Here is a 15767-nt window from a genome sequence, read left to right as displayed (position 1 = left end):
CTTAAGCTGCCTTGCCGGCAGTGAACGCACGCCATGCGGCGACTGCCTTCTCGGCAGCTTCGGCCAGCGTTTCCGCGATGATGATGTTCTCGCCGGATTCGGCGAGGATGCGCCGGCCCTCATCCATGTTGGTGCCGGAGAGCCGGACGACGAGCGGAACCGGCACGCCGACTTCGCGCAATGCCTTGATCACGCCTTCCGCCACCCAGTCGCAGCGATTGATGCCGGCGAAGATGTTGACGAGGATCGTCTCGACTTGTCTGTCGTGCAGCACGGCGCGGAACGATTTCGCCACGCGATCGGGCGACGCGCCGCCGCCGATGTCGAGGAAATTCGCGGGCTCGCCGCCGGCGATCTTGATCATGTCCATGGTCGCCATGGCGAGGCCGGCACCGTTGATAATGCAGCCGATATTGCCGTCGAGGCCGACATAGGAAAGCCCACGGTCGGACGCGTAGGTTTCGCGCGGATCCTCTTGGCTCTTGTCGCGCATCTCGGAGATATGCGGCCGGCGGAAGAGCGCGTTCTCGTCGAAGCTCATCTTGGCATCGAGCGCCACGAGATCGCCGCGGCGGGTCACGACGAGCGGATTGATCTCCAGCATCGCGGCGTCATAGTCGACGAAGGCGCGGTAGCAGCCGAGCAGCGTCTGCGTGGCGCGGCCGATCAGGGCATTGTCGATGCCGAGCCCGAACGCGATCTCGCGGGCCTGGAAGTCCTGCATGCCGACGCCGGGATCGACGGTCGCGCGGATGATCGAGTCCGGCTCGGCCTCGGCGATCTCCTCGATCTCCATGCCGCCTGAAGACGAGGCGACGATCATGATGCGCTCGGATTTGCGGTCGAGCACGAAGCCGATATAGATCTCGCGCGCGATATCCATCGCCTCCTCAACATAGAGGCGGCTGACCAGTTTTCCCTGCGGCCCGGTCTGGTGCGTCACAAGCGTGCGGCCGAGCATGGAGTCGGCGGCCTCGACGATCTCGTGGTCGGACGAGCAGAGCTTGATACCGCCCGCCTTGCCGCGCGCGCCGGAATGAACCTGTGCCTTCACCACCCATCGGTCGCCGCCGATCTCCCTGGCACGATAAGCCGCCTGCTCGGGACTATAGGCGAGGCCGCCGCGCGGGATATGGATCTGGTAGCGCGAGAGGAGCTCCTTCGTCTGATATTCGTGAATGTCCATAGGATCCTCCCTTCAGCGGCGGCCCGCGGTGATTGCTTCATGGGTTGCGAGCACGTTGCGCGCCATGCGTTCCGAGGCGGCGTCGATCATCTTGCCGTCGAGCGAGGCCGCGCCCTTGCCTTGGCCCTCGGCGAGCTTCAGCGCATCGATGATGCGGCGGGCGCGGTCGACCTCCTTTTCCGGCGGAGAGAAGATATCGTTGGCCAACGCGATCTGGCTCGGATGGATCGCCCACTTGCCTTCGATGCCGAGGGCCGCGGCACGACGCGCAGCCGCCTTGTAGCCGTCGGGATCGGAGAAATCTCCGAAGGGGCCGTCGATGGCGCGCAGACCATAGGCTCGGCAGGCAACCGTCATCCGCGACAGGCCGAAGTGCCACTGGTCACCGGGATAGTCAGGGTTGAGGCCGCCGATATTGACGGTGCGGGCCTTCAGGCTCGCGGCATAGTCGGCGACGCCGAAATGCAGTGCCTCGAGCTTGCCGCCGAAGGACGCGATGGCTTCGACATTGGCCATGCCGAACGCGGTCTCGATCAGCGCCTCGAGGCCGACGCGTGTCTTATAACCCCTGGCGATCTCGATCTGGTTGACCATTGCCTCGACCATATAGAGGTCAGCCGGCACGCCGACCTTCGGCACGAGCAGCGTGTCGATCCGGTCGCCGGCCTGCTCCATAAGGTCGACGACGTCACGATACATGTAGTGGGTGTCGAGACCGTTGATTCGAACCGAGATCGTCTTGCCGCGGCCGCGCCAGTCGATCTGGTTGAGCGCTGCGACGATATTGGCTCGGGCGCGCTCCTTTTCCGGCGGCGCCACGGCATCCTCGATGTCGAGAAAGATGTAGTCGGCGTCGGAATTGGCGGCCTTCTCGATCATCTCGGGGTTAGAGCCCGGGACGGCGAGTTCGCTGCGCTGCAGGCGCAGCCGGCGGAGATGGTTTATCGTGTGGCTCATAGATTGCTCCCTTCCGGTTCCTTCAGGCTGCCTTGGCGGTCGACGTGCTGGTGGCGGAGCGGAACTGCTTGATCGCCGCGCCGACGCCCGAGCCCGGCTCGATCTTCACACCGCAATCGAGCAGCGTGAGTTCGGCGGCTGAAAGCGCACCCAGAACCATGACCTCGTTCAGTGAGCCGAGATGGCCGATGCGGAAGACCTTGCCCGCCACCTTGCTGAGCCCGCTGCCGAGCGAGGTGTTGTAGGTGCGGTACGCGTGACGGATGACCTCGGCACCATCGATCCCTTCCGGCAACCGGATCGCGGACACCGTGTCGGAATGCCATTTCGGCTGGGTCGCGCAGAGCTTGAGACCCCAGGCGGAGACAGCGGCACGCACGCCGTTGGCAAGGTGGTGGTGGCGTGAGAAGATATTTTCGAGGCCTTCCTCGAAGATCAGGTCGAGAGAGGCGCGCAAGCCCCGCAACAGCTGCGTCGGCGGAGTATAGGGGAAATAGCCCGCGTCGTTGGTCTTGATCATGTCTTCAAACGAGAAATAACAGCGCATATGACGCGCAGTCTTGGCGGCTTTGAGCGCCTTCTCGCTGACCGAGAGGAAGCCGAGGCCGGCGGGCAGCATGAAGCCCTTCTGCGAACCGGAAACGGCGCAATCGACGCCCCATTCATCCTGGCGGAAATCGATCGAGCCGATCGAGGAGACGCCATCGACGAAGAGCAGCGCCGGGTGGTCGCAGGCGTCGAGCGCAACCCTGACCGCGGCTACGTCCGAGGTGACGCCGGTCGCGGTTTCGTTGTGCGTCACGAAGACAGCCTTGATCCTGTGCGCCTCGTCGGCGGCGAGGCGCTCGGCATAGAGCTCGACCGGCACGCCCGTGCCCCATTCCCCGTCGATGCAATCGACCTCGAAGCCGAGGCGCTCGGCCATATCGACCCAGAGATGCGAGAACTGGCCGAAGCGGCTCATCAGCACCCGATCGCCGGGCGAGAGCACGTTGGTCATCGCCGCTTCCCAGGCGCCGGTGCCCGATGAAGGATAGATGAAGACGCGGCCGTCGTGGTTCTTGAAGACCTTCTTGACGTCGGCGAAGAGCGGCAATGTCAACAAGGGATATCGAGGGGAGCGCATGTCTTCCATCGGCAGATTCATCGCCTGACGAACCTGTTCGGGAATGTTGGTGGGGCCGGGAATGAAGAGATGATTGTAGCCTGACATCGTTCCTCCAATGGCTGCGTCCGCGGACGACGTTTCCTCGGCACCAAAGCTGCCTTCCGGGCCATGTCCGCACAACACTCACTCAGGCAGAAAAGAATGCCCGACGGGCAGCGCAGGAGCGGCCCTGACGGGTGGTCACTTGGAGGGAATGGGTAGGGAAAAGACTACCCACAGGTAGTCACTCCGGATTGCGCCGGCGCTCCTTGGCATAAAGGGCGACCGCCATGGCGCGGTTGCGCACCTCGAGCTTGTCATAAAGATTCTTGAGGTGGTACTTCACGGTATTCTCGGAAATGCCTGTTCGCGCGGCGATTTGAATATTGGTCCAACCATTGGCCAGCATGCCGAGCAGCTCACTTTCCCGAGAGGTGAGCTGTTGAAACGGCGTGTGCGAGATTTTCGAAAGCACCGTGTAGGGAATGCAGATCCGACCCTGCATTACCGCGGTGAGCGTCGCGAACAGGATTTCAGGATCTTCGAACTGATAGCAGAGACCATTGACACCAAGCCGGATCGTCTCGTTGACGACCGAAGGATTGCTGGTGTCGGCGAAGAGAACGATCCGGGGGTCGAATCCGAGCCGGCCGAGATCGGCGAGCACCTCGGGCGCCTCGGCATCGTCGAGCTGCCAACTGAGCAGCACGCAGTCCGTCTCAACGGAGGCAAGCTTCTCGCAAAGTTCGGCCGATGTCCGAGCCGTATCAACGATGAAAAATCTGGCATTGTCGGAAAAAAGTCCGCGAAGAGCGGCAATCACCAAAGGGTTGCGCTCCGCGACCAAAACTCGGCCTCCACCCTCCTGCGACATGTGCCTCCCTGCGTCTTATACCGTGACATGCACCCATCAGCGATGGCCTGCACACTACCATCAGATGTCGCGCACCTTTCACCGTCGAGCGACGAAACGTGTCCTAAAACGTCTTCTGAGAGTAATGGGTGAAGGGCCAAAAGCGGTGCTTACGGGCAAAAAGGACCGAGGCAAGGACGGTGTTCGGATTCTGCATCAGTGTTGCTGGTTCCTTCAGGCCAATGCACGCGACAGCGGCTCTGGCTGCAACGTTGGCGGGCGGAGGCGTGTCGGTGTTGCGGGACTATCGCCGCACGTGCAAGCTTGCGCGCAAGAAGCTCCAACGCGAGGCCTCCTGCCTCACCGAAGAGAGTCCCCCGCGCGCTGATCGCTCCTCATAATTAAAACGCGTGCTGCGGGTGAAAAGCGCTCAAAGCGGGAAGGCCCGCTCCTCATTGCCTCCAACGCTTTTCGTCTCAACGGGGCATTCCTCCGGATAGGAATGCCTTTATCCGCCTTGAGAAACCCGACGGCATACTTTATATGATGCGTGATGCGTGATGCTTGATGCTTGATGCTTGATGCTTGATGCGCGATGAGGCGGATATGAGAACGACACTGGCGATCGATGACGATGTCCTGATCGCCGCCAAAGCGATGGCAGCCCAGCAGCACCGTAGTGTCGGCGAGGTCATTTCCGAACTGGCGAGGCGTTCTCTGCGCCGGCCTCGCAGCGGCGGCGAGCGCAATGGAATTCCTCTTCTGTCACCTCGGCCGGACGCGCCGCCAGTGACTCTCGAGATCGTCAACGCCTTGCGTGACGAACTGCCGTGACTTTCCTGCTCGACGTCAATGTGCTGATCGCCTTAATCGATCCGGGCCATGTAGCCCATGATGACGCGCACGATTGGTTCGCATCGATCGGCCAGACCGCGTGGGCTACCTGCCCCATTACTGAAAATGGTGTCATCCGGATCGTGGGCAACGCCAAGTATCCCAACTCTCCCGGCTCACCGTCACTCGTGATGGAGATCGTTGGCAAATTGCGGTCGCTACCCGGTCACTGTTTTTGGCCGGACGATGTGAGCCTCGTCGGGTCAGGTGATATCGCTGCCACGAAAATCCTAACTTCGGGGCAGGTAACGGACACCTATCTGCTTGCACTCGCGAAGGCGCATGGGGGCCAGTTGGCGACATTCGATCGCAAGCTGTCAGCAGCGGCGGTCACAAGGGGCAATGCTGCCTTGCGCCTGATCACCAGCAAATAGGCTCGCGAATTCCCGTTGATACATTATGCGATCTTCTTAGCACGGAACGGGAACCTAGCGATGAGCCGCGCGTGAGGCTCGTGAAGAACGGCTGCCCTCGACCCCTTGCTGTCATTGGCGTTCGACGCGATGAATGGCTCGATTGAGCCCAGAGCGGACCTTTGTCAGCCGGTCGAGGCGGCGGTGAAAACCGCCAATTGAGCGTCGAAAGCACGCTTATATGCGGGCCGCGCCTCGCCGCGGGCGACATAGGCGGAGAGGTTCGGATATTCGTCCAGTATGCCCGAGCCTTGCAACCTGCGCAGCACCGACACCATCAGCAGGTCACCGGCGCTGAACACACCATCGAGCCAATCGGCATCGCCAAGGCGACTGGAAAGGCCGCCCAACCGTTTCCGGATGCTGTCCTCGAGGAAACGGAGGCGCTGCTCGTACCAAGGCTCGTCGCGCTCGAAGATCCTGGCGAGGGTGCGGTCGAAGATCGGCGGCTCCACCGTGTCAAGCGCGGCAAACATCCATGTGATCGCGCGCGCCCGGGCGTTCGCATCGTCTGGCAGCAGGCCCGCATGGCGCTCCGCGATATGGAACACGATCGCCCCCGACTCGAACAGGGCGAGATCGCCTTCTTCATAGGTCGGAATCTGCCCGAAAGGTTGAAGCGCGAGATGCGCGGGTTCCTTCATCGCTTTGAACGAAAGAAGACGAACGTCGTAAGGCTGTCCCACTTCTTCGAGCGCCCAGCGAACGCGCATGTCACGCGCCAGGCCCTTGCCGCGGTCGGGCGACCGTTCAAAGGCGGTAATAGTGATAGTCATTGTTGTTCTCCATAGCTTGTCTGTCTTGAAGACGACTGGCTAAACGAGATTCCGACACCCCATGCTCGAGATAATTTTCGCGGTCAGTTCAAATACAGCTCAAAGGATGCGCCCTTGCTGCTGTTGAGCGTCCGCGACCTGCTCCTTCCGATCGGCGAGACAGACAGCAGAGAACCACCCAACGGTCGGGAGGCTGGGAGCGCCGTCCATGGTGTCGGATGTTTGTCCCTCGCCTTGAGCGGAATCGAACCAGCGGCTCCTTGATCGACACCGAAGGTTAGCTAGTTGTGAGCTTTCAGTAGGTTGTCCATCCGGCCCAGACCGGGAAAGCTGAGGTTGTCGAAGCTTCAGTGATTCTCGGAGGACCGGATGAACATCCACAAGAATGCGCGGCTGACGCCGCGCGGTCGAGAGCGAATTGTAGGGCAGGTCGAGAGCGGGCAGACGCCGGAGGCCGTGGCCAAAGCCGCAGGCGTCTGCCTGCGGACCATTCGGAAGTGGATAGACCGATATCGCCGCGAAGGATTGACAGGATTGCATGATCGCTCCTCCCGGCCCCATCGACTGCGCCGGCCGACGCCTGCGGCGATAATCGAAACGATCGAACGGCTGCGCCGCCAGCGCTGGACGGGCAAACAGATCGCCGCTGAGGCCGGCGTCTCGCCAGCGACGGTGAGCCGTATTCTGCGCCGGTTGGGCTTGAATAAGCTGAGCGCGTTGGAGCCGGAGCCCGTGCGCCGCTATGAACGGGAGCATCCCGGCGAACTCATCCATCTTGATATCAAGAAGCTCGGCCGGATCGGCTCTGTCGGACACCGCATCACCGGACGACAAACTGGCATGATCAACCGTCACACCGGCATCGGCTGGGAGTGCGTCCATGTCTGCATCGACGATGCCTCGCGCGTCGCTTTCGTCCAAGTTATGCCCGATCAGCGCAAGAACAGCGCTGTCGCCTTCCTTGAGGCCGCCGTTGCTTATTACGCCAGTCTCGGCGTCAAAGTGCAGCGCGTGATGACCGACAACGGTTCCTGCTACCGGTCAAAGACTTTCCGGGCAGCCTGCAAGCGTCTCGGCCTGCGCCAGATCTTCACCAAGCCCTATACTCCCAGGACCAACGGGAAAGCCGAGCGCTTCATTCAGACAAGCTTGCGCGAATGGGCCTATGCTCGCGCCTACAACACCTCAGACGAACGCACCGCCGAACTGCCGCGATGGCTTCACCGCTACAATTGGCATAGACCGCATGGCAGTATCGGCTCAAAACCACCCATCAGCCGACTCGGTCTGACCGGGAACAACCTGTTGAGGCTCCACAGCTAGTAATCTCTTCGACATCAGCCAGAGAGTAGCTGGTACTCCGCCCTCCGCTTGCTTCCCGAATGAGAATTCCGCGTGCCACGAGGTCATTGATGTCGCGCGGGGCGGTGTCCGGTGAGGTCCGCGTTAGCTTGGCCCACTTGGACGACGTCAATTTGCCCTCAATGCCCTCGAGAAGTCGATTGACGACCTTGCGCTGGCGCTCACTAAGCGGCTGGCCGGCGTGCGCTTCCCAGAAGCGCGCCTTGCGGAGCACATTGGCGAGAATTTCTTCGGTAGCGTCAAAGGCACGATTGAGGCAGCCGAGAAACCACAGAAGCCAGCCGGTGATATCGAGATCGCCCTTCTGTGTCGTCTCAAGGATGGTGTAGTAGTCCCTCCTCTCCTGCCGAATCTGCGCGGACATACTGTAGAAGCGCTGCGAGGTGCCTTCCGACCTGGCGAGCGCCATATCGGCAATAGCGCGCGCAATGCGGCCATTGCCATCCTCAAAAGGATGTATGGTGACAAACCACAAATGCGCAATCGCCGCTTTCAGCACCGGGTCGTGCGACGCTTGCCCGTTGGACCAAGAAAGAAATGCAGCCATCTCTCCTGGAAGTCGTTCGGCTGCAGGCGCCTCGAAATGGACCCTCTCTCGTCCCACCGGCCCAGAGGCCACCTGCATTGGACCAGAACTTTCATCGCGCCAAGCACCCACAATGATTTTGGTCATACCGCTGCGGCCGGTCGGAAACAGCGCGGCATGCCAAGCAAACAGCCGCTCATCGGAAAGCGGAGCCTCATAGTTCTGGGTGGCATCCAGCATCATCTCAACGACGCCCTCGACATGGCGGTCGGCAGGAGCGAGCGCACCAATGTCGAGGCCGAGCCGGCGGGCAATGGAGGAGCGGACCTGCTCCTTGTCGAGAAACTCGCCCTCGATCTCACTGGACTTCACAACGTCTTCAGTCAGCATGTACAGAACTGCTCAGCGCGAAAAGCAAAGCCCAGCGCTTCCATCCGCCCGAGTAGGCGCCCTTGCTGATGTCGGACCGCCGCTAACCGCGCATCTCCAGCCAAATCTCGGCCAGCCGTTCAGATTGTGAATATGGCTCAATATTCTCCGCGTCCTTTGCGGTGAATATGGCTATTAATCTCCGCACCCGCAGGTGAATTCTCCGCATCTTTCGCGGAGAATAGTGACCATGTTCACCGCAAAAGGGGTATCCACCTCAAACTGAATTTCGATCTCCACGGCGCTGAGAACCCCCGCGCGCGGGCCAACAACCATGTAGCGGTTCCCGTTGATACATTATGCGACATGTGAGCGGCAACTCCGCCCACCCTATAGACCCTCCCAGCAGCGCGGCAGGTATTGCCGATTGTCCGCCTTTAAGGACGATCTAGGCTGCTACCTCTCGCGAACCAGTGCGATAATGGCGACGAAGGCGATGAACAGGCAAAACACCACGCCCACCTATCGCTCGTAGCCTTGAGCCGATAAGCGCCCCATAGGCTCAACAATATCGAAGCGCCCCAAAACACAAGAGCAATCTCGTATGCATCGGCGACATCTATTAGAGCGACGCGACCAGACCGAGCAAGCCGGCGACCGCCATAAACACGCAAACCCATTGCCCGACCTTGTCGCCCCTTCGAGCGCACCAGTATCCCGCATAAGCGCAAGCCACGATGACACCGGCCCAAAAGACAACGATTAGGATGATATCGCTGGACATGGTTTAGGCTCCCTCGTGCGAGCGCGTGATGTGCCCGTGCTGAGCCCCCCGTGTAGAGCGGGCCCCCCGGGGGTATTTTCTTTTGAATTGCGAGAGAATTAGAGGCCAGAACACAATTAGAAACCCTAGGAACAAAAGAGGAAGGGCTCTAAAAATTCCCTTATACAGCAGTGCCTTGCGTTGGCCCTCCGGGCCGCCATATACTTTCAGAGTCAATAGCTTAGAAGCAGGCTAGCCAGCAGAGTTAGCCAATCGGCTAGCCAGTAGCGCCCGGTCAGCGGCTGGAAGCGAACCGTTTCGGTCGTTCCGCGGCGAACTGCTATGGCGCAGCCTGATCCAAAGCGGCCGTTCTTTGATGGATCGCGACGCATGCCGGAAGCGTCTATGCGATTCAAAACGGACTGCCGTGTGCCTGGTGCTGAGAACCGACGCGCTGAGATTCTCCAATTAAGTGCTACCGCCTGCATGAACTGCTGCATTCTTACGGTTAAGTGCCAAGCGACACCTCTCCTTTCCACCGGTTCAAAAAAGGTGGCTGGCTATGACTCTCTCAGGACCGGTTCCGTAGACCCGCGCCCGTGGGATTCCGCGGTGTCCGGCCTGCAGTGAGACCGGCGCGCCATAGGTCAATGGCAGGTTTCATCAGGAGCGTAGATGGCAAAGCCATTCTGCGGGACTGCGGCTTGTCAAAGCGCCAGGCCGGTCGTCGCTTTGCGATGGCAATGTGAGCCGCTAAGATATCGTTCCTGGGATGGCCGTGATTTCCTGCAGCCTGCCCATCTGCGCATCTCATCTGGAAACTTGGTGGGGGCCGAGGCGGTGTTCAAAGTGCTGGCATTAATCCTGGTGTTCAGTGGAATCCCGGTTCAAGCGACAGCAGCAACCGAAGAGGTAGATCTGGAACTCGTGCTGGCCGTCGACATGTCCGGCTCGATAGACATGGAGGAGGCCCGTGTGCAGCGCTCCGGCTATCTGGAGGCGCTCAGACACCCGGACTTCATCAGCGCCGTCGAAGGAGGTTATCTTGGGCGCATTGCCATCGGCTATTTCGAATGGGCGGGGCTGGTGAATCAAGCATCCGTAATGGCTTGGCAGGTGATTGCCGACGCCGCGGACGCCGAAGCCTTCGCGGCCAAGCTCGAAGCTCGACCTATCGGGACACGGCCCTGGACCTCCATCTCCAATGCGATCCTTTTCGGTACATCGTTTATTGACTCGAATGAATTCTCCGGGGTGCGCCGGGTTCTTGATATTTCCGGCGACGGACCGAACAACACGGGACAGCCGGTCACGCCCGCACGCGATGCCGCCCTGGCCCGCGGCATCGTCATCAACGGACTTGCGATTCTGATACGGCCGTCGGCATCTGTCGGCCCCCTCGACCAATATTACGCTGATTGCGTCATGGGCGGTCCGGGCTCCTTCGTGCTTGCCGTGCATGAGCCAGAAGACTTTGCGGTTGCTATCCGTCAGAAATTGATTCTGGAGGTGAGCGGCCTTTCTCGAGCCTCGAGTCTTCGCCTCGCGGCGGACCAGCCTGCCGCAGACTGCATGATTGGCGAAAAACTGAGGCCGGGCTTCTTGGATCGCTAGCCGAGCCTGAGCGATAGGGGACCCGCTTGGCATTCCCTCCGGAGATCTAAACTCATCGAATTTAGCACGCACCGCTCAACATATAAGAGCGCACCTAACACCCATGCCCCGTTGCAGTGTCCGCAGTCCCCCGGAGGACGCTGCTTTCTCCATCATGGCGCTCCAATCCTTACGATAACAGACGCTATCCAGCGATCTCGGCGGCAGTTCTTTCTACGAGTTCATCTTGAGAAACGTTTCAGCCGCACGCCCTCGATCACAATGTGTTCGCCGAGGGGTCGATAACGACGATTGGCGGCATCGAAGTCGGCTTCGGTCGCTACAGCGCATTTAATGGCGACTAAAAGTGCAGACGAATCTGCCTCTTCGCAGTGCTTCCGATCAGAACTAGATCATAGCTTCCTCCGTCTCCTGACACTGCGGCGAACGATACCGTTGGGCCTGATTCCGAAGCACTTGGCCTTCTCACATCGAACGGCTGCGATCAGGGCATCGGAACTAACCCCTTGCGACGGGTTTTTTGCTCCAGGTGCCACGGAATCCGGAGGTAAACGCGTGAAAATGTGGCTTTGTGGTCGGCGCCGAATGAGCTGTCGGAAGATTCGCGCGCGGGGACGACACGGGCGGACGATAACGCGAACCGGCGATGGCCAGTCACCAACCTCACCAGAGTTTCGAGCTCCTATAGAGATAGTCCGGCGGCAAGCCCAATCGGCGAGAGGCCTGTACCGGCGGGGTGGACGGCAGCACAGTCCTGTCCGCAAGCGCGCCAACGCAGCGCAAGAAACTGTGCTCAGCCAAGCGGTGACCGAATTTCTCAGTCAGGCCGACGCGCTCACGAACCCAGGCCGGGACTACCTCAATGGCACCGCGCACCATCGCCCCCTGAAAGGCCCGGAAAGGTCGAGGCAAGAGCTCCGAATTTTCCATGATATCGATGAACTCGAATATGATGGGAGAAGGCTCAAGGCGATCCCTCATTGAATCGAGGAGTCGAACCCACTCTGTCAGAGACACCGGAGCGTTCACCGTCCCATGGAGCCGAGCAGCATGGATTCCCTCCGCGAAGACTTGCGAAATGTCGCGGTCGCTTAGGCACGACACGTACCGGCTGTAGGCGTTCGCAAACCCGAAGATTGCGGTGGCCTGCACCCAGGCCAACAGACGACTGTCACTCGCACTGTAGCGTTCGCCGTGCGGAGTGACCCCGGAAATGTTGTTATGACGCCGGACAACACCGGCGATCATTTCTTCGGCTGTACTCCGCGGTCCATAGACGGTCATCATTGCCGCCAAGCCCGTATGCTGCAGGCGTTTTAGCGGCTCTTTTCTGAAAGTGCTATGCTCCCAGACACCCGTCCGTACCGCTGGCTCAGCCAATTCCAGGATCACCGCGGCTACCCCGCCAATGAAGAGCGATACCGGATTCTTATAAATTCGCCAGGAGACGGAGTCATGTGAAAGCAGTGCAGGCTCGCCGAGTGGCCGCGAAAAATCGAAGCCGCGACTGCCAGGCGGGAACATCAGACGCACTGCCGTCCGATCAAGATAACGCCCAACCGGAGACAGCAGCCTAGTCGCTAGCGGCCTTGTTCTCACTTGCATAGGGCGACACCTGATGCCGCCTCCACTAAAATCAGGTCCTTTCATAAAAGGGATCCCGAATTGGCCACCGACACAAGTGACCCAACGCCTATGAGCCGTTTTCCGGCGCCGCGGGAGTGCAGATAGGCCCCCGCGGCACTCGATATTGATCAAAACCTACATTGATTTGACCATGCTGCGGAGCTGCGCGATCGTCATCGTGCTGCCGCCGCTATCCGATGTACCGGCTGTTCCGCCCGTCGATCCAGCCATAGTGCTTCCTGTCGTTTCGCCAGAGGTCGTCGCAGAAGCCGAACTGCCGGTCGTCGTGTCTGTAGATGTGCCGTCTGTGCTGGCCATCGTATTAGTAGATGTGCCGCTTCCCGTCGTCCCGGTGATGGTTGTGCCACTGCCCGCTCCGGCCGAGGCGGTTTCCATTGTATTGCAGTCATGCTTGACTTGGTTCTGTTGCTCTGCCGTCAGCTTCGACCAGGTGGCTCGAATTTCATTCCGGCTGCGCAACCTGGACATCGACGTGTCGGAGAACAGTGCCTCGCCGATGGGGCGGGTCCATTTCGATGTCGTGCTCTTCTCCGCTTCCGTCATCTGCATCATGTCAGTGCCGGGGTGCACCAGTTCCAGGTGCTGCAGTGGATGTCGAGCCGGTTGCACCAGTTTCAGGTGTTGTACTGGATGTCGAGCCGGTACCGAATGACGAACCTGAGCTGTTCTGTGCCAGAGCAGTGAATGCCATTGCGACCAAAATCACGCCGGCGACAATGTGATTGTTCTTCATTGTTGCTTCCTTCGGAGCGGCTCTCCGAACGGAGTGGAAAGCTGCCTGACGACCTGAACGATCGTCAGACCCGCCTGCACGGCCCGCTCGGCGTCATCCTCGTCCGCACGGGGCCAACCGAAATAGACCAGCACCCCGTCGCCCATCAGCTTCGCAAGATGTCCACCCATACGGCGATCTCGCCCATCACAGCATTTTGTTATGCGTGCAGGACCTGACGCATATCCTCAGGATCGCGACGCGATGATAGAGCCGTCGAACCAACCAGATCAACGAACATGACGGTAAGCTGTCGCCGCTCTGCTTCAGAAATGGCTGATGCGACCATCGGCGGCGCGTTGGCCGGTCTGTCAAGTTCTGCGATGGCGGCGACTTCTGTTTTCGGTGGCCGAGCGACACTACGCCGAGCTCCCGCAGGTCATCGTCAGTCAGGGTTGGAAGCAGGCTCGCATCAATATCATTATTGCGGAAGGCCTGCTCATACTTGCCGAGCCCCAGACGGAGCAGCCACGCCGTAACGCTTACCACGTTCCCATTTCAGGATCTCACGGGTTGCCAACACTGAAATATACACGAGCGAGCGCGCTGGGTCTGCCGCAAACTGGCCCATGGGACTATTGGTTCGTTCCGATCGGGGGCAGACGGGCCAAATCGCTCGCCGCTGTCGGAATTGATATCCAGTCGGCCTTGCCAAGCCTCACGCACCCGGAAATGAATCACCGAACCGGGGGCACTGGCGTGATCGGCCGATCCTGCTCGTCTGGATCAAGTGGTGGAATAGTTTCGGGCTCCGGAGCTGGTTTCTTGCCGAGCCCGTCACCCGGATTTGGCTCACGACCGGGCGCCGGTGAAGGCGGTTCGCCTTCGCGTCGCGGTTTCTGCTGCATCATCCAGACCGGGGCCAGTTCAGCCGCCAGGCTTCTTATGAATTCCTTCATCGATCGCTTCCTTTCTGTTCAACAGAGGTAAGCCGTTAGGCAACCATGTGTTCCAGTGCGCGATCGCCACTTTGTCCCATTGAGCGCTGGAACGTTTTCAGCACCAAGCTAATCGGAACCCAGGCGTCGACCAACAGTGGGGGCGCTTTCGGCGCAGTTCGCAGCCCAAACTTACGGAACTGGATGCGCCTTCGACGGATTCGTTTATTGCGAATATGGAGTAGGAGTTGTTTTCAACGGAGGGTATGTAAATGACAATCCCAGCAGCAGCCCAGGAACTTGGCGGGCGCCTGCCGTCTGCCTTTGAAAAAACTGCCGCAAACCAGCTGCGAAAATTACTGGCGGCCCATGTTACAGGTGACGCAAAACTGCGTGTGCTGGACGATGAGGCGCAGCAGCCAACTGAGATCACGCTTACGCCAGCATTGTCCAGTCTCCTAATGGAGCTGCTGCGTCACATCGGCAAAGGCGACGCGGTCACTCTCGTCCCTGTCAGCAAAATGCTGACGACACAGCAAGCGGCCGACATTCTCAATGTATCGCGCCCATTCCTCATTTCTCTTCTCGACAAGGGAGAAATCGAACACACGCTTGTTGGGCGGCATCGAAGGATCCAGGCGGACCATCTTTTTAAGTACAAGAAGGAACGAGACGAGAAACGGAGTAAGGCCCTTGCGGATCTTGCCGAGCTAGACTCGGAGTATCTCTAAGCTTGTTCGCTAATCGCTTCACGGCCTTCATCGATGCCTGCACACTCGCCGGTGCTGACCCTTGCGGAGGCGGAATTTTTCCGCCTCGCTGGTCCGCAATGGTCCTCGAAGAGGCGCAGAAAGCCATTGAGAAAATCTTAGCAGATAAGGGCGTCGCCGACGCCTCTGAGAGAGCATCGCGTGCGCGAGCAGGCATGGAGGCGGCATTTGAGGAAGCGATGGTTGCTGACTTCGATCAGTTTCTCTCCGCTTGCGATGGTCTCCCCGACCAAAACGATGCGCATGTAGTTGCGGCCGCTCTGAAGACATAGGCCGCTACCATTGTGACCGATAATCTGAAGGACTTCCCGGAAGCATTTCTCGGCCGTCTGAATCTTGAAGCGCGGTCGGCTGATGCCTTCATTGCTGATACAGTTGCCTTGGACACTGGTAGAGCGGTAGCGGCGATTCGGCGAATGAGAGAACGCTTCAAAAAACCCGAGAAAACTGCCGCTGTTCTGCTTCTAGACATGGAAGCGAACGGCCTCACTGAAACGGTGGACGTGCTGCAGCCCCATTTCTTTCGCTTTGACCGGGGACTACGCCGTGCCCTCACCTCCCGCTGCGGCCGGCGCACGGCACACAATCATCGTTGTGTTCCCAATGATCCATTATGCGATCTTCTGTAACGGGCTTTGCGTCAATCCCTTGTGCGCTTAATCCCTCGCCGAGGGCTTGCTTCTGTCCGCAGTCGGCGCTTTGCCGCTGCTCTATGGGGTCTGCTGAGGACCGGTTGGCCAAGCTTTAGCGGCGCAGTCACCGCGGGCTGCTGATCGCATAGCGGCCTAACCCATCCATCGTCCCGGCGAAGGGACCTTGCTGCGGAGGGCGGATGGCGGT

General features: G+C 59.8%; 20 protein-coding genes. 7 read left to right on the top strand and 13 right to left on the bottom strand.

Features of this window, described 5'->3' with window-relative positions; genetic code table 11:
* Position 1 precedes the first annotated feature (1 nt).
* The 4 genes from PYH37_RS02890 to PYH37_RS02875 all read right to left on the bottom strand — a co-directional run bounded on the left by PYH37_RS02890 (position 2) and on the right by PYH37_RS02875 (position 4164).
* Positions 2-1186: a malate--CoA ligase subunit beta gene (locus PYH37_RS02890; protein ID WP_280731935.1), complete on the bottom strand. Its 1185-nt coding sequence runs from the start codon at positions 1184-1186 to the stop codon at positions 2-4.
* 12 nt (positions 1187-1198) lie between these two features.
* Positions 1199-2143: an HpcH/HpaI aldolase/citrate lyase family protein gene (locus PYH37_RS02885; protein ID WP_280731933.1), complete on the bottom strand. Its 945-nt coding sequence runs from the start codon at positions 2141-2143 to the stop codon at positions 1199-1201.
* A 22-nt stretch (positions 2144-2165) separates the two neighbouring features.
* Positions 2166-3356 (bottom strand): aminotransferase class V-fold PLP-dependent enzyme, encoded by a 1191-nt coding sequence (locus PYH37_RS02880; RefSeq protein ID WP_280731932.1) that lies wholly within the window; start codon positions 3354-3356, stop codon positions 2166-2168.
* A gap of 178 nt (positions 3357-3534) precedes the next feature.
* Positions 3535-4164 (bottom strand): response regulator transcription factor, encoded by a 630-nt coding sequence (locus PYH37_RS02875; RefSeq protein WP_280731931.1) that lies wholly within the window; start codon positions 4162-4164, stop codon positions 3535-3537.
* A 585-nt stretch (positions 4165-4749) separates the two neighbouring features.
* Here PYH37_RS02875 and PYH37_RS02870 point away from each other — a divergent pair.
* Positions 4750-4977, top strand: coding sequence for a CopG family transcriptional regulator (locus PYH37_RS02870; protein WP_280731930.1), 228 nt, complete (start codon positions 4750-4752; stop codon positions 4975-4977).
* Positions 4974-5411 carry a TA system VapC family ribonuclease toxin gene (locus PYH37_RS02865; protein WP_280731929.1) on the top strand — a complete coding sequence of 146 codons (438 nt, stop codon included), beginning with the start codon at positions 4974-4976 and terminating at the stop codon, positions 5409-5411. Before PYH37_RS02870 ends, PYH37_RS02865 begins: the two co-directional genes overlap by 4 nt.
* A 164-nt stretch (positions 5412-5575) precedes the next feature.
* Here the strand turns inward: PYH37_RS02865 and PYH37_RS02860 are convergent, their stop codons facing one another.
* Positions 5576-6226, bottom strand: a complete 651-nt coding sequence (locus PYH37_RS02860; RefSeq protein WP_280731928.1) for a glutathione S-transferase family protein — start codon at positions 6224-6226, stop codon at positions 5576-5578.
* A gap of 369 nt (positions 6227-6595) precedes the next feature.
* On the opposite strand from PYH37_RS02860, the gene PYH37_RS02855 reads away from it, so the two are divergent.
* The gene (locus PYH37_RS02855) at positions 6596-7549 is read left to right on the top strand and encodes an IS481 family transposase (RefSeq protein WP_280731927.1); all 954 of its coding nucleotides are present in this window, start codon (positions 6596-6598) and stop codon (positions 7547-7549) included.
* On the opposite strand, the gene PYH37_RS02850 is transcribed toward PYH37_RS02855, so the two are convergent.
* Entirely contained in the window at positions 7500-8504 is a 1005-nt protein-coding gene (locus PYH37_RS02850; RefSeq protein WP_342394635.1) for a Fic family protein, read from the bottom strand. The genes PYH37_RS02855 and PYH37_RS02850 overlap by 50 nt on opposite strands.
* 601 nt (positions 8505-9105) lie before the next feature.
* Positions 9106-9267 carry a hypothetical protein gene (locus tag PYH37_RS02845; RefSeq protein WP_280731926.1) on the bottom strand — a complete coding sequence of 54 codons (162 nt, stop codon included), beginning with the start codon at positions 9265-9267 and terminating at the stop codon, positions 9106-9108.
* Positions 9268-10086: 819 nt separating this feature from the next.
* On the opposite strand from PYH37_RS02845, the gene PYH37_RS02840 reads away from it, so the two are divergent.
* Positions 10087-10860 (top strand): DUF1194 domain-containing protein, encoded by a 774-nt coding sequence (locus PYH37_RS02840; protein ID WP_280732509.1) that lies wholly within the window; start codon positions 10087-10089, stop codon positions 10858-10860.
* A 663-nt stretch (positions 10861-11523) separates the two neighbouring features.
* Here PYH37_RS02840 and PYH37_RS02835 read toward each other — a convergent pair.
* The 6 genes from PYH37_RS02835 to PYH37_RS02815 all read right to left on the bottom strand — a co-directional run bounded on the left by PYH37_RS02835 (position 11524) and on the right by PYH37_RS02815 (position 14178).
* The gene (locus PYH37_RS02835) at positions 11524-12384 is read right to left on the bottom strand and encodes an oxygenase MpaB family protein (RefSeq protein WP_280736694.1); all 861 of its coding nucleotides are present in this window, start codon (positions 12382-12384) and stop codon (positions 11524-11526) included.
* 237 nt (positions 12385-12621) lie between these two features.
* Positions 12622-13059, bottom strand: coding sequence for a hypothetical protein (locus tag PYH37_RS02830; protein ID WP_280731924.1), 438 nt, complete (start codon positions 13057-13059; stop codon positions 12622-12624).
* A 1-nt stretch (position 13060) separates the two neighbouring features.
* Complete coding sequence (locus PYH37_RS02825) at positions 13061-13240, bottom strand: hypothetical protein (protein WP_280731923.1); 180 nt, start codon at positions 13238-13240, stop codon at positions 13061-13063.
* Positions 13237-13410 carry a nucleotidyl cyclase domain-containing protein gene (locus PYH37_RS02820; protein ID WP_280731922.1) on the bottom strand — a complete coding sequence of 58 codons (174 nt, stop codon included), beginning with the start codon at positions 13408-13410 and terminating at the stop codon, positions 13237-13239. The genes PYH37_RS02825 and PYH37_RS02820 overlap by 4 nt, the downstream gene beginning before the upstream one ends.
* A gap of 16 nt (positions 13411-13426) precedes the next feature.
* Complete coding sequence (locus tag PYH37_RS32370; RefSeq protein WP_425336072.1) at positions 13427-13768, bottom strand: SAM domain-containing protein; 342 nt, start codon at positions 13766-13768, stop codon at positions 13427-13429.
* A 188-nt stretch (positions 13769-13956) separates the two neighbouring features.
* The gene (locus tag PYH37_RS02815; RefSeq protein ID WP_280731921.1) at positions 13957-14178 is read right to left on the bottom strand and encodes a hypothetical protein; all 222 of its coding nucleotides are present in this window, start codon (positions 14176-14178) and stop codon (positions 13957-13959) included.
* Positions 14179-14429: 251 nt separating this feature from the next.
* On the opposite strand from PYH37_RS02815, the gene PYH37_RS02810 reads away from it, so the two are divergent.
* From PYH37_RS02810 to PYH37_RS02800, 3 genes are all read left to right on the top strand, one after another.
* Complete coding sequence (locus PYH37_RS02810; protein ID WP_280731920.1) at positions 14430-14888, top strand: helix-turn-helix domain-containing protein; 459 nt, start codon at positions 14430-14432, stop codon at positions 14886-14888.
* Between the two features lie 98 nt (positions 14889-14986).
* The gene (locus PYH37_RS02805; RefSeq protein ID WP_280731919.1) at positions 14987-15199 is read left to right on the top strand and encodes a hypothetical protein; all 213 of its coding nucleotides are present in this window, start codon (positions 14987-14989) and stop codon (positions 15197-15199) included.
* Positions 15200-15211: 12 nt separating this feature from the next.
* Positions 15212-15556, top strand: a complete 345-nt coding sequence (locus PYH37_RS02800; RefSeq protein ID WP_280731918.1) for a VapC50 family PIN domain-containing toxin — start codon at positions 15212-15214, stop codon at positions 15554-15556.
* Positions 15557-15767: the final 211 nt, after the last annotated feature.

The sequence above is a fragment of the Sinorhizobium numidicum genome (assembly GCF_029892045.1).
GTDB lineage: Bacteria > Pseudomonadota > Alphaproteobacteria > Rhizobiales > Rhizobiaceae > Sinorhizobium > Sinorhizobium numidicum.
This window is presented reverse-complemented; position numbering and strand designations above follow the sequence as displayed.